Origin of the sequence: Pseudomonas sp. UV AK001, from assembly GCF_046097675.1 — a bacterium.
Lineage (GTDB): Bacteria > Pseudomonadota > Gammaproteobacteria > Pseudomonadales > Pseudomonadaceae > Aquipseudomonas > Aquipseudomonas kribbensis.
Window position 1 is genome coordinate 110,411 of record NZ_JBJUVZ010000012.1, and the last position, 13,300, is coordinate 123,710.

Annotated in this window: 13 protein-coding genes; 6 read left to right on the forward strand and 7 right to left on the reverse strand. The window is 62.1% G+C overall.

Annotated elements, in window-relative coordinates; translation table 11 throughout:
- Positions 1–32: 32 nt before the first annotated feature.
- Positions 33–1,181 carry a GGDEF domain-containing protein gene (locus ACKLNA_RS26610; protein WP_408987615.1) on the reverse strand — a complete coding sequence of 383 codons (1,149 nt, stop codon included), beginning with the start codon at positions 1,179–1,181 and terminating at the stop codon, positions 33–35.
- Positions 1,182–1,288: 107 nt separating this feature from the next.
- Between ACKLNA_RS26610 and ACKLNA_RS26615 the strand changes: the two genes are divergently transcribed.
- On the forward strand, positions 1,289–1,681 hold the full coding sequence (locus tag ACKLNA_RS26615; RefSeq protein WP_408987616.1) for a GFA family protein: 393 nt from the start codon (positions 1,289–1,291) through the stop codon (positions 1,679–1,681).
- Between the two features lie 38 nt (positions 1,682–1,719).
- Here the strand turns inward: ACKLNA_RS26615 and ACKLNA_RS26620 are convergent, their stop codons facing one another.
- On the reverse strand, positions 1,720–2,550 hold the full coding sequence (locus ACKLNA_RS26620) for an alpha/beta fold hydrolase (protein ID WP_085708611.1): 831 nt from the start codon (positions 2,548–2,550) through the stop codon (positions 1,720–1,722).
- Positions 2,551–2,776: 226 nt separating this feature from the next.
- On the opposite strand from ACKLNA_RS26620, the gene ACKLNA_RS26625 reads away from it, so the two are divergent.
- The 5 genes from ACKLNA_RS26625 (at position 2,777) to ACKLNA_RS26645 (ending at position 8,047) form a co-directional block, all read left to right on the forward strand.
- Positions 2,777–3,676, forward strand: coding sequence for an acetoacetate decarboxylase (locus tag ACKLNA_RS26625; RefSeq protein ID WP_408987617.1), 900 nt, complete (start codon positions 2,777–2,779; stop codon positions 3,674–3,676).
- 127 nt (positions 3,677–3,803) lie between these two features.
- Entirely contained in the window at positions 3,804–4,259 is a 456-nt protein-coding gene (locus tag ACKLNA_RS26630; protein ID WP_085708608.1) for a (2Fe-2S)-binding protein, read from the forward strand.
- Positions 4,260–4,276: 17 nt separating this feature from the next.
- A complete protein-coding gene (locus ACKLNA_RS26635; RefSeq protein WP_408987618.1) occupies positions 4,277–6,439 on the forward strand; it encodes a molybdopterin cofactor-binding domain-containing protein in 2,163 nt (720 codons plus the stop codon).
- A 1-nt stretch (position 6,440) separates the two neighbouring features.
- The gene (locus ACKLNA_RS26640) at positions 6,441–7,019 is read left to right on the forward strand and encodes a hypothetical protein (protein WP_248738979.1); all 579 of its coding nucleotides are present in this window, start codon (positions 6,441–6,443) and stop codon (positions 7,017–7,019) included.
- Between the two features lie 62 nt (positions 7,020–7,081).
- Positions 7,082–8,047: a sensor domain-containing diguanylate cyclase gene (locus ACKLNA_RS26645; protein WP_114882282.1), complete on the forward strand. Its 966-nt coding sequence runs from the start codon at positions 7,082–7,084 to the stop codon at positions 8,045–8,047.
- An 81-nt stretch (positions 8,048–8,128) separates the two neighbouring features.
- Here the strand turns inward: ACKLNA_RS26645 and ACKLNA_RS26650 are convergent, their stop codons facing one another.
- The 5 genes from ACKLNA_RS26650 to ACKLNA_RS26670 all read right to left on the reverse strand — a co-directional run bounded on the left by ACKLNA_RS26650 (position 8,129) and on the right by ACKLNA_RS26670 (position 13,296).
- Positions 8,129–8,554, reverse strand: a complete 426-nt coding sequence (locus ACKLNA_RS26650) for a VOC family protein (RefSeq protein ID WP_085708604.1) — start codon at positions 8,552–8,554, stop codon at positions 8,129–8,131.
- Between the two features lie 221 nt (positions 8,555–8,775).
- Entirely contained in the window at positions 8,776–9,570 is a 795-nt protein-coding gene (gene fabI, locus ACKLNA_RS26655) for an enoyl-ACP reductase FabI (RefSeq protein WP_085698845.1), read from the reverse strand.
- A 19-nt stretch (positions 9,571–9,589) separates the two neighbouring features.
- Positions 9,590–11,200, reverse strand: coding sequence for an ABC transporter ATP-binding protein (locus ACKLNA_RS26660; protein ID WP_408987619.1), 1,611 nt, complete (start codon positions 11,198–11,200; stop codon positions 9,590–9,592).
- A 1-nt stretch (position 11,201) separates the two neighbouring features.
- Positions 11,202–12,221 (reverse strand): ABC transporter permease, encoded by a 1,020-nt coding sequence (locus tag ACKLNA_RS26665; RefSeq protein WP_085708601.1) that lies wholly within the window; start codon positions 12,219–12,221, stop codon positions 11,202–11,204.
- A 1-nt stretch (position 12,222) separates the two neighbouring features.
- Positions 12,223–13,296: a microcin C ABC transporter permease YejB gene (locus ACKLNA_RS26670; protein WP_085708600.1), complete on the reverse strand. Its 1,074-nt coding sequence runs from the start codon at positions 13,294–13,296 to the stop codon at positions 12,223–12,225.
- Between the last annotated feature and the right edge of the window lie 4 nt (positions 13,297–13,300).

Sequence of the window (13,300 nt, forward strand, 5' to 3'; positions counted from 1 at the left end):
ACTCCGAGGATGCGGGTGCAGGCAAGGATAGGTCAGGTGTAGTCGGCCAGACGAATCCGGTTGCGACCGCCACGCTTGGATTCATAGAGCGCGCTGTCGCCCTGTTCGATCAGTGCCGCGAGGCTGGCCGGCGGCTGGTCGAAGACCTTGGCACCGATGCTCAAGGTGACGGCTTCAGGCGTGATGTAGGCCTGCGCAGTCATCGCCTGAAACTGTTCACGCAGCTCGCTGCCCAGCACCATGATCCGTTCGTGGGAAGCATCGCCCAGCAACATGACGAATTCATCTCCGCCCAGCCTTGCCGCCAGCGCGCCCTGAGGCAACTGCGAGCGGATCATTTCGCTGAGCGAGATCAGCAGGCGGTCGCCGGCGGTGTGGCCATATAGGTCGTTGATCAGTTTGAAGTTGTCGATGTCGATCAGCAGCAGGGCGCCGGGGCGGGCGCTGGAGACTTGATCGAGCAGGCGCGGCGCGCGGACTTCGAGGGCGCGGCGGTTGTACAGCGCGGTCAGCGGATCCCGGGCGGCCAGTTCGGCGATCTGTTTTTCCCGGCGGTAGCGCTCGGTGCCGGTCATCGACAGCGCGATCAGCATGATTGCCATCGCGCCTTCGACCAGGGAAATCTGGATGATCGTGCCGCGAAACGCCGCCAGGTCGATCAAAGTGCCCGGGAGCACCGCCGTAATTGCCTTGGCGAAATAAAACAGCCCGTGAATCAACAGCACATAACGCAGTTGCACGGCGCCAATGCTCAATGATTTGCCGTGAGGACGCAGCAGCAGACTGGCCCGCAGCATCAGCACGGCCACCAGCAGCGAGTTGGCCATCAGCATGATCTTCGACCACGACGGATCTTCCGGTAACAGCAGCAACGCCAGCCACGCAAGGAACATCAAGTACCAGGCTCGCGACAACGACCGCTGGGTAAACCGCGCGACGCCCAGCAGGAACAACCAGTGCGCAACGACCAGCAAACCGTTGGCGAACCAGATGCCGATCAGCGGATAACCGTTGGCGCGCAGCAGAGCCAGGCTCGAGCCGACGGTGATGGTGGCGAAACCGGCGCTCCAGAACAGCAATGAGGATTCTCGGATGCTGCGCCATTCGACCGCCAGGTAAAGGGCCGCCGCCGCTGCCAGGGCGGTGGAAATGGTCAACATCGTAAGGGGGTCGAGCGCCATGAAGGGAGTGGTCTGTCTGAATGGTGGTAATGGGCCACGATTGTAAGCGTTCCCCCATTGCGCTGCTATTTTCACTCACCGGATATTCCATTTGCGGGAGGTGTGCCATGGATCGACTGACGGGCGGTTGCCTGTGCGGCGCGGTGCGGATCGAAACGACGGGCCGACCCTGGCGGGTTGGCGTTTGCCATTGTCTGGATTGCCGCAAACATCACGGCGCGCTGTTTGCGTCGGCGGCGATCTTTCCAGCGGAGGCGGTGACCATAACCGGCGAAACCCGGGACTACGCCGGGCGGTTTTTCTGCCCGCGCTGCGGGTCGTCGGTGTTCGGTCGCAGTGGCGATGAAATCGAGGTCAGTCTGGGCGCTCTGGATGCGCCCGATCAATTGCAGCCGACTTATGAACTCTGGACGGTGCGTCGCGAGTCGTGGCTGCCGGCGTTTCCATTGGCCAGACACTATGTGGGTAATCGCGAGGGGACGGGGAGAACCGAAGAGTAGCCGGGGTCAGGTATGGCGCCTGACCCCGGCCAATAAAATCAGCCGCGAATAAAGGCCAGCAAATCCGCGTTGATCGTCGGCGCCTCGGTGGTCGGCATGCCGTGGGGGAAGCCCGGATAAATCTTCAGCGTGCTGTTTTTCAGCAGTTTGGCGGAGAGCACACCGGAGTCTTCATACGGCACGATCTGGTCGTCATCGCCGTGCATTACCAGCACCGGAATCGAAATGCCTTTCAGGTCTTCGGTGAAGTCGGTCTGTGAGAACGCGACGATCCCGTCATAGTGCGCCTTTGCACCGCCCATCATGCCCTGACGCCACCAGTTGAGCACGACGGGTTCCGAAGGCTTGGCCCCCGGCCGGTTGTAGCCATAGAACGGACCGGCCGGCACATCGTGATAGAACTGCGCGCGATTGGCCGCCAATTGGGCCTGAAGATCGTCGAACACCGACTTTGGCAGGCCGCCCGGATTACTTTCGGTTTTCACCATCAGCGGTGGTACGGCGCTGATGATCGCCGCTTTGGAGACCCGATCCTCGCCATGCCGGGCAATGTAGTGAATCACCTCGCCGCCACCGGTGGAGTGGCCGACGTGCACGGCTTTCTGCGTCCCCAGATGATTGACCACCGCCGCCACATCATCGGCGTAGTGATCCATGTCGTGGCCGTCCCAGACCTGGCTCGAACGCCCGTGACCCCGTCGGTCGTGGGCTACGACCCGGAAGCCCTGAGCAAGGAAGAACAGCATCTGCGCATCCCAGTCGTCCGAGCTCAGCGGCCAGCCGTGGTGGAAGTGGATCACCGGAGCGTCTTTCGGGCCCCAGTCCTTGTAGAAGATTTCGACGCCGTCTTTCGTTGTGACATAGCCCATGTTCGCTACTCCTGAAAATGCGGAACGGAAACGTGAAGGGGTGAAGACAAGCGCTATGAACTCTAGGATTGAAGTGCGCTTTAAGGTCAAGCAAGTTCCGAACGGTCATCGCTGGCGTGAATGGTGGGCCATAGCCGTTGTGCGCTTGACCTTAAAGTTTGGTTGAACCTTAGAGTGGCGCTGACCGGCCACCTGCCGGGCCACTTACCGAGAAAGGTCAGCGAACATGAGCAAGCGCTTTACAGAAGTCGAATTCGGATCGCACAAGGTCGAGGTGCTGGAGGGCGGTTACTACGACCGTTTCCGCATGAACCCCAACCTCGACGAAGTGGCCCGGGACAAGGCCGCCGGCAACATCGACTTCTTCCGGCGCATTCCCAAGCAACAAGTTGCGTCGAGAGTCGGTCCGACCTGGGCGCCGAACTTCTATTACCGATCCGGCAGCGTGCAGTTGCTGTTCCTCGCACCGCTGGACCGCTTGCGCGCGACGTTGCCGGCGCCGCTTGAGCCGCTGCGGGCGTTTCCCGGCTACGGGCTGGTGGCGCTGACGTTTTTCTCCTACTCGGTCTGCGACAACGATCCGTACGACGAAGTCTCCGTGGCGATCGTCGTGCGCCGCCCCGGCGCCCGTGGCTCCCACGCGCTGGAACTGATGGACGCCATGCGCCGGCGCAGCTTCACCGCCCATGTGCTGGCGCTGCCGGTGAACACCGAAATCGCCCGGGTGCGCGGTGTGCACGGCTATCAACTGCCCAAATGGCGCGCCGACATTAACGTGAACATCGGCACCAGCGTCAGCGCCCGCATCGACGGGCCCAAGGGCCTGCCGGACCTGGTCCTGAAAACCCCGCTGCCGACCCTGAAAAACGTCACCCCGCAATCGCGCATGAGCACTGCCACCATGATTCATCAGGTCGACGGCCTGTGGCATCAGAGCGTGGTGCAGAGCAACACACTATCCTTTGCCCAGCGTCTGTTTCCCCGCGATGTGCAGCTGGATCGCAATGGCGGCCCGTTGAGCCAGTTGCTCGACGGCCTCGGGGCGTCGCGGATCCTGCGTCTGGACGTGATCAAGGACGCCCAGATCGTGCTCAACCTGCCGGTGCCGCTGACAGCACAGCCATGACCGGTGGTCGCGGCGGCTGGTCGTCGGGGCAAAATGCGCTTAGCTGAAAGGGATAAGCCGAGGCGTGCACGGCATCGAATGCTGTCGCAAGCCCCTTCAGAACACCGTGAGTCTGAGGAAATCCCCGATGCTGACCTTGAACATCAATGGCAAGGATCAGGAGCTCGATGTCCCCGCGGACATGCCGTTGCTCTGGGTTCTGCGCGATGTCGCGCACCTGACCGGCACCAAGTTCGGTTGTGGCATGGCCCAGTGCGGGGCCTGCACCGTGCACGTCGATGGCGCGCCGCTGCGATCCTGCATCACGCCGGCCACTGCCGTCGCCCATGGCCAGAAAATCCTCACCATCGAAGGGCTTTCGACCGATGGTTCGCACCCGGTGCAACAGGCCTGGGCCGAGCTGGACGTGGTGCAGTGCGGCTACTGCCAGTCCGGGCAGATCATGTCCGCCGCCGCGTTGCTGGCGAAAATCCCCAAACCCACCGACAGCGACATCGATCAGGCGCTCTCCGGCAACATCTGCCGCTGCGGCACCTATCCAAGAATCCGCGCGGCGGTCAAACGTGCCGCCGACATCGGCTGAGCGAGGGGAGGTGAGTGATGAACAGTCCTGTATCCCGTCGCGGATTTCTCAAGGGCAGTGCGGTACTTGGCGGTGGTCTGGTGGTGGCGTTCGTGGTGCCAGGCGGCAACCGGTTTGCCACGGCGGCGGAAAATGAAGGCAAGGCCTTTGCGCCGAACGCGTTCCTGCGGATTGCGCCGGACAACAGCGTCACCGTGCTGCTCGGCCATTCGGAGATGGGCCAGGGTATCTGGACCGGCCTGACCATGCTGATCGCCGAAGAGCTGGACGCCGACTGGTCGAAGATCCGCGTCGAGCACTCGCCGGCTTCGGCTGCCGATTACGGCATGCCGGCGTTTGGCGGGATGCAGATTACCGGCGGTTCGACCTCGACCTGGATGGAGTTCGACCGTTACCGGCTCGCTGGCGCGACGGCACGGCAGATGTTGATCGAAGCGGCGGCCAAGCGTTTCAACGTGGCTCCGTCGACGATCCGCACCGAATCCGGTGTGGTGATTGCCGGCGACAACCGCGCCACTTACGGCGAACTGGCTGATGCCGCCGGGCAACTGCCAGTGCCGGATCCGAAGTCGATCACCTTCAAGGAAGCCAAGGACTGGAAAGTCATCGGCAAACCCACCAAACGCCTCGATACCCCGGAGAAAATCACCGGCCGTGCCAAATTCGGCATGGACGTGCAGTTCGACGGACTGATGACGGCGATGGTCGCGCGCGCCCCGGTGTTTGGTGCCAACGTGAAATCCTTTGAAGGCGCACAGGCGCTGGCTGTTCCAGGCGTGCGCAAAGTGGTGCAGGTGCCCACAGGCGTAGCGGTGATTGCCGATCATTACTGGGCGGCGAAGCTCGGTCGTGATGCATTGAAAGTCGATTGGGATCTGGGGCCGCACGCGGATCTGAGCAGCGAAAAACTGCTGGAAAGTTTTCGCAAACTCGCGGCCACACCGGGCATTTCTGCCAGTCAGGCCGGGGATGCCAAGGGCAGTTTTGGCAAGGCGGCGAAGAAAATCGATGTCGAGTACAGCGTTCCGTATCTGGCTCATGCGCCGATGGAGCCGCTCAACTGCACGGTGAAGATCACCGCCGACAAGTGCGAGATCTGGACCGGCACCCAATTTCAGACGCTGGACCAAATGATCGCCGGTAAGATCACCGGACTGAAACCCGAGCAGGTGGAAATTCACACCGAATTCCTCGGCGGCGGCTTTGGCCGGCGGGCCAACCCGACTTCGGACTTTGTAGCTGAAGCGGTGCAGGTGGCGAAGGCTGCCGCGATGCCGGTGAAAACCGTGTGGTCGCGGGAGGATGACATTCGCGGCGGCTACTACCGCTCGATGTTTCTGCATCAGGCGCGGATCGGCCTCGGCGCCGACGGCATGCCGCTGGCGTGGCAGCACGTGCTGGTCGGGCAGTCGATCATGGCTGGCACCATGCTGGAAAAAACCATGGTCAAGAACGGTGTTGACCAGACCTCGGTCGAGGGCGTGGCGGACAGTCCGTACATCCAGGGGCTGGCGGATCATCAGGTCGATCTGCATTCGCCGGCCACCGGGATCAGTGTGCTGTGGCTGCGCTCGGTGGGCCACAGCCACACCGCGTTTGTCATGGAGTCGTTGATCGATGAAATGGCCACGGCAGCAGGCAAGCACCCGGTGGAGTACCGGCGAACGTTGCTCAAGGATCACGCCCGGCACCTTGGCGTGCTGAATCTGGCGGTGGAGAAGGCCAACTGGAAAGCGCCGCTGCCGGACGGCCATGCGCTGGGTGTGGCGGTGCACGAGTCATTCGGCAGCTATGTGGCACAAGTTGCCGAGGTATCGCAGGACAACCTGAAAATCCGCGTACACCGGGTGGTGTGTGCGGTGGATTGCGGTATTGCGGTCAACCCGCAGAGCATCGCGGCGCAGATGGAGTCGTGCATCACCTTCGGCCTGGGCATGGCGTTGCACAGCAAGCTGACGCTCAAGGACGGTCAGGTCGTGCAGTCCAACTATCACGACTATCAAGTGTTGCGGCTGAACGAGATGCCGGTGGTTGAGGTGCATATCGTGCCGAGCACCGACAAACCCGGCGGCATCGGCGAGGCCGGTGTGCCGCCGACGGCGCCGGCGGTGGCCAACGCAGTGTTCGCCCTGACCGGGCAGCGCCTGCGGGAATTGCCGCTGCAACTGTCGGGGGTGTGAGATGAAACGACATCTGTTGTTGGGCACGGTGATTCTGGTCGGGTTGGGTGGTTACGCTTCGGATCTGTTCGCTGACGATCAGGAAGCCCTGAAGGCCTTTGGCACGGTACAGAAAGTGTTCCAGAGCCCGCGTTGCCAGAACTGTCACATCCCCGGCGATTCACCGTTGCAGTTCGACGCCGGCACGCCCCACGCGATGAACGTGGTGCGCGGCATGGACGGCAAGGGCGCCGCCGGTTTGCCTTGCGCCACCTGCCATGCCGAGAGCAATCCGCCGGCCAGTTACGGCCCCCACGCGCCACCGGGTGCGCCGCACTGGAGCCTGCCACCAGCCTCGCACAAGATGGCCTGGATCGGCCTGCCGCCGGATCGCCTGTGCGCGATGATCAAGGACCGCAGCAGCAACGGCGACCGGGACTTCGCCGCGCTGATCAAGCACGTCAGCGAGGACAAACTGGTGCTCTGGGGCTGGAATCCCGGAGCAGGGCGGCAACCGGTGCCGGTGCCCCACGACATCTTCGTCAGTCAGTTCAAGCTGTGGGCGGATGCCGGAGGGCCATGCCCGGTGGCCGGCGGATGAGCATTTGAGTCATCGCCGAATCGGTCTACGCTAAAGACCACTGATGACAATGGAGTGTACTGATGCTGGTTCCAGGCAAACCCGCCAATGAGGCGGCTCGGGTTCAGGCGCTGTATGGATTGAACCTCCTCGATACTGCCCCCGAAGAACGCTTCGACCGCCTGACCCGTCTGGCCAGGCGACTGTTTAATGTACCGATTGCGCTGGTCACGCTGGTGGACAAGGAGCGGCAATGGTTCAAGTCCTGCGTGGGGCTGGACACTACCGAAACGCCACGTTCTGTTTCGTTCTGCGGCCACGCGATCCTCAAGGATGAACTGCTGCTGGTGCCCGATGCCCGCGAGGACGAGCGTTTTCACGACAATCCGTTGGTGACCGGTGACCCGAACATCCGCTTCTACGCCGGTTACCCGCTGACCGTGCCCAACGGCAACAAGATGGGCACCTTGTGCCTGATCGACACCAAACCCCGGGAACTCGACGACGAAGAACGCGAGTTGCTGCGCGATCTCGCCGGCATGGCCGAGCAGGAGCTGATGGCCGTGCAGATGGCGAGCATGGACGAGCTGACGCTGCTGTCCAACCGCCGGGGGTTCAAGATGCTGGCCCAGCATGCGCTCGACGCCTGCGCACGGATGGACAAACCGGCGACGCTGCTGTTTTTCGACCTCAACGATTTCAAGCAGATCAACGATCTTTATGGGCACGCCGAGGGCGACAGTGCGCTCAAGACCTTCGCCGATGTGTTGCGCATTGCCTTTCGCGAGAGCGACGTGGTCGGGCGCTTGGGCGGCGATGAATTCGTGGCGCTGCTGACCGGCTCCAGCCACATCGAAACCACGGCGATCATGGCGCGGCTCAAGGAAATCCTCGAGGAGCGCAATGCGACGTTGCATCGGGGTTATGCGATTCGCTTCAGTGTCGGGCAGATCGAGTACGACCCGCGACGGCATGAGACCGTGGACAAGCTGCTGGCGGATGCGGATGGGGCGATGTATGCCCACAAGCAGGCCTTGAAGCGCTGTTAGTGCCGGCCTCATTGCGAGCAAGCTCGCTCCCACAGGAACTGTATTTCAAAGGGTGGGAGCGAGCTGTCTGTATAGACGCTGCTATTTGGCAAACAACTGCCCGATATCCTTGAACGCCTTGAACTCCAGCGCATTGCCGCAAGGGTCGAACAAAAACATCGTCGCCTGTTCGCCCACCTGACCCTGAAAACGAATCCCCGGCTCGATCACAAACCGCGTGCCCAAGGATTTCAGGCGCTCGGCCAGCGCGTGCCATTCCTCCATCCCCAGTACCACACCGAAATGCGGCACCGGCACGTCATGGCCGTCCACGGCGTTGGTGTGGGCCGCTTCCTGCGAGGCGTTTTTCGGCGCCAGGTGAATCACCAGTTGATGGCCAAAGAAATTGAAGTCGACCCAGTGATCGCTGGAACGACCTTCTTCGAGACCGAACACTTCACGGTAAAAATGCCGGGCGGCGGCGAGGTCGTATACGGGAATGGCCAGATGGAAAGGGCTGAGCTGCATGGGAAGGCCTCGATCGACGGTTGGGTGACCTGAGTCTAGCGCTGTGTTTTTCACTTGTGGGAGCGAGCCTGCTCGCGATGGCGGTATCAGGCGCACCGGGGGCGTGGATTGATACATCGCGATCAGTCAGCAGGCTGAATCCCACAGAAAAACAGTACTGCTGAAATCGCAGGCATGAAAAAGCCCGCCAATCGGCGGGCTTTTTATCGGCAGCGCGAAGATTACTCTTCGATGTTGCCCATGGCGGTGGTGTTGAAGCCGCCGTCCACGTAGGTGATTTCACCGCTGATACCGGACGCCAGGTCCGAGCACAGGAAGGCGCCGACGTTGCCGACTTCTTCGATGGTGACGTTGCGACGCAGCGGGGTCTGCGCTTCGTTGGCGGCCAGCATCTTGCGGAAGCTCTTGATGCCGGAAGCGGCCAGGGTGCGGATCGGGCCGGCCGATACGCAGTTGACGCGGGTGCCTTCCGGGCCCAGGGAGCCGGCCAGGTAGCGTACGCCGGCTTCCAGCGAAGCCTTGGCCATGCCCATGACGTTGTAGTTGGGCATGGTGCGCTCGGCGCCCAGGTAGGACAGGGTCAGCAGGCTGCCGTTGCGGCCCTTCATCATTTCGCGACCGGCCTTGGCCAGGGCGACGAAGCTGTAGGCGCTGATGTCGTGGGAGATGCGGTAGCCTTCACGGGTGGTGACTTCGGTGAAGTCGCCGTCCAGCTGGTCGCCCGGTGCGAAGCCTACGGAGTGCACGATGCAGTCCAGGCCGTCCCACTTCTTGCTCAGTTCTTCGAAGACCTTGGCGATTTCTTCATCGCTGGCCACGTCGCACGGGAAGCACAGCTCAGGGCTCGAGCCCCAGCCCTGTGCGAATTCTTCGACACGACCTTTCAGTTTTTCGTTCTGATAAGTGAAGGCAAGCTCAGCGCCCTCGCGATGCATGGCGGCAGCGATGCCGGATGCGATGGACAGCTTGCTGGCGACACCGACGATCAGTACGCGCTTACCGGCGAGAAAACCCATGTGTTGCTCCTCTTTCAGGTTATTGCGCAGTGGCTGGTGCCAGAAAAGCGGCTTCCAGCAACTGCTGTGTATACGGATGTTGGGGGGCGGCAAAAATACTTTGCGCGTCTCCCTGTTCGACCACTTGGCCATGCTTGACCACCATCAACTGGTGGCTCAGCGCTTTCACAACAGCCAGATCATGGCTGATGAACAAATACGTCAGGTTGTACTTGGCTTGCAGTGAACGCAACAGCTCCACCACTTGCCGCTGCACCGTCCGGTCGAGGGCCGAAGTCGGCTCGTCCAGCAGGATCAGCGCCGGTTTGAGCACCAGGGCCCGGGCTATGGCAATCCGCTGCCGTTGCCCACCGGAAAATTCATGGGGATAGCGGTGCCGGGTTTCCGGATCCAGACCTACCTCCTTCAATGCCGCAATAATCGCCGCTTCCTGCTCGGCGGCGGTGCCCATCCTGTGGATCCGCAAGCCTTCGCCAACGATGTCGCTCACGCACATCCGCGGGCTCAGGCTGCCAAACGGGTCCTGAAACACCACCTGCATCTCCCGACGCAACGGGCGAACCTCGTTCTGCGTCAGGCAGTCTAGCTGCTTGCCCTCAAAACGGATCGCGCCTTTGCTGCCGATCAGCCGCAAAATCGCCAGACCCAGGGTGGATTTGCCGGAACCGCTTTCTCCCACGATCCCGAGGGTCTGACCCTGAGGCAGGCTGAAATTGATGCCGTCCACTGCCTTGACGTGATCCACCGTGCGCTTGAGCAGGCCCTTCTTGATCGGGAACCAGACTTTCAAGTCCTCGACCTGCAACAACGGCGCGCCGATTTTATTGCTCGCCGGGCCTCCGCTGGGCTCCGCCGCCAGCAGCTCCCGAGTGTACGGATGCTGCGGAGAACGGAACAGCTCTGCGCACGATGCCTGTTCGACGATGCAACCGCGCTGCATGACACATACGCGATGCGCAATTCTTCGCACCAGGTTCAAATCGTGACTGATCAGTAGCAGCGCCATGCCCAATCGAGCCTGCAATTCCTTGAGCAGGTCGAGGATTTTCAGCTGAACGGTCACGTCCAGTGCGGTGGTTGGTTCGTCGGCGATCAGCAGTTCCGGCTCGTTGGCCAGGGCCATGGCGATCATCACCCGCTGGCGCTGGCCGCCGGACAACTCGTGGGGCAGGGCCTTGAGCCGTTTGTGCGGCTCGGGGATGCCGACCATCTCCAGCAGCTCCAGCGTGCGCTTGGTCGCGACCTTGCCGGTCAGGCCCTTGTGGATGCCGAGGATCTCGTTGATCTGCTTTTCGATGGAGTGCAGCGGGTTGAGCGAGGTCATCGGCTCCTGGAAGATCATCGCGATCCGGTTGCCACGGATGTGACGGATGGTCTTTTCGCTCAGCTCCAGCAGGTTCTGCCCGGAATAGCTGATGCTGCCGGCCGGATGGCGGGCCAGCGGGTAGGGCAGCAGGCGCAGGATCGAGTGCGCCGTCACCGACTTGCCCGAGCCGGACTCGCCGACCAGCGCCAGGGTCTCGCCACGCTTGATGTCGAAGCTGACGCCCTCGACCACCCGATGGGCGCGATCGCCCGTGCCGAACTCGACGGCGAGGTCGCGGATTTCGATCAGATTGTCCTGATTCATTTCACTTCCTCGGGTCGAAGGCATCGCGAGCGGACTCGCCGATAAACACCAGCAGGCTCAACATCAGCGCCAGCACCGCAAACGCGCTCATGCCCAGCCACGGCGCCTGCAGGTTGGATTTGCCCTGGGCCACCAGTTCACCCAGCGACGGACTGCCGGCCGGCAAGCCGAAGCCGAGGAAGTCCAGCGCGGTGAGGGTGCCGATGGCGCCGGTCAGGATGAACGGCATAAAGGTCATGGTCGAGACCATGGCGTTGGGCAGGATGTGGCGGAACATGATCGCGCCGTTCTGCATCCCCAGCGCCCGGGCCGCACGCACGTATTCGAGGTTGCGCCCGCGCAGGAACTCGGCGCGCACCACGTCCACCAGGCTCATCCACGAGAACAGCAGCATGATCCCCAGCAGCCACCAGAAATTCGGCTGGACGAAGCTGGCGAGAATGATCAGCAGGTACAGCACCGGCAAACCCGACCAGATCTCCAGAAAGCGCTGGCCGGCCAGGTCGACCCAGCCGCCATAGAAGCCCTGCAACGCGCCGGCGATCACGCCGATGATCGAGCTGAGCACGGTCAGCGTCAGGGCGAACAGCACGGAAATCCGGAAGCCGTAGATCACCCGCGCCAGCACATCGCGGCCCTGATCGTCGGTGCCCAGCAGGTTGACCGTCGAGGGCGGGGCGGGGGCCGGGACCTTCAGGTCGTAGTTGATGCTCTGGTAGCTGAACGGAATCGGCGCCCACAGCACCCACGCGTCCTTGGCCTTGAGCAGTTCCTGGATGTACGGGCTCTTGTAGTTGGCTTCCAGCGGGAATTCGCCGCCGAAGGTGGTTTCCGGGTAACGCTTGATCGCCGGGAAGTACCAGTTGTTGTCGTAGTGCACCACCAGCGGTTTGTCGTTGGCGATCAGTTCGGCGCCGAGGCTCAGGCCGAACAGGATCAAAAACAGCCACAGCGACCACCAGCCACGCTTGTTGGCCTTGAACAGTTCGAAGCGCCGGCGGTTGAGCGGGGACAGGTTCATCTCAATGCTCCCGGCTGGCGAAGTCGATACGCGGATCGACCAGGGTGTAGGTGAGGTCGCCGATGAGTTTCACCACCAGCCCCAGCAGGGTGAAGATGAACAGGGTGCCGAACACCACCGGGTAATCGCGGTTGATCGCCGCTTCGAAACTCATCAGACCGAGGCCGTCGAGGGAGAAAATCACCTCCACCAGCAGCGAGCCGGTGAAGAAGATGCCAATGAATGCCGACGGGAATCCGGCGATCACCAGCAGCATCGCGTTGCGGAATACGTGACCGTAAAGCACGCGATGGCGGGTCAGACCCTTGGCCTTGGCGGTGACCACGTACTGCTTGTTGATCTCGTCGAGGAAGCTGTTCTTGGTCAGCAGGGTCATGGTCGCGAAGTTGCCGATCACCAGCGCCGTCACCGGCAGCGCCAGGTGCCAGAAGTAGTCGAGGACCTTGCCGCCCAGGCTCAGCTCATCGAAGTTGTTCGACGTCAGCCCGCGTAAAGGAAACCAGTCCAGATAACTGCCGCCGGCAAACACCACGATCAGCAGGATGGCGAACAGAAACGCCGGGATCGCATAACCGACGATGATCGCCGAACTGGTCCAGACGTCGAAATGACTGCCGTGCCGCGTGGCCTTGGCGATCCCCAGCGGGATCGACACCAGGTACATGATCAGCGTGCTCCACAGCCCGAGCGAGATCGATACCGGCATCTTCTCCTTGATCAGGTCGATGACCTTGGCGTCGCGGAAGAAGCTGTCGCCGAAATCCAGCCGCGCGTAGTTCTTGACCATGATCCACAGCCGTTCCGGTGCCGACTTGTCGAAACCGTACATGTGCTCGATTTCCTTGATCAGCGCCGGGTCCAGGCCTTGCGCGCCGCGATAGGCGGAGCCGGCCACCGACACCTCGGCACCGCCGCCGGCGATGCGGCTGGTGGCGCCTTCGAAGCCTTCGAGCTTGGCGATCATCTGTTCCACCGGCCCGCCGGGCGCGGCCTGGATGATCACGAAGTTGATCAGCAGAATGCCGAACAGGGTCGGAATGATCAGCAACAGTCGCCGAAAAATATACGCCAGCATCTGA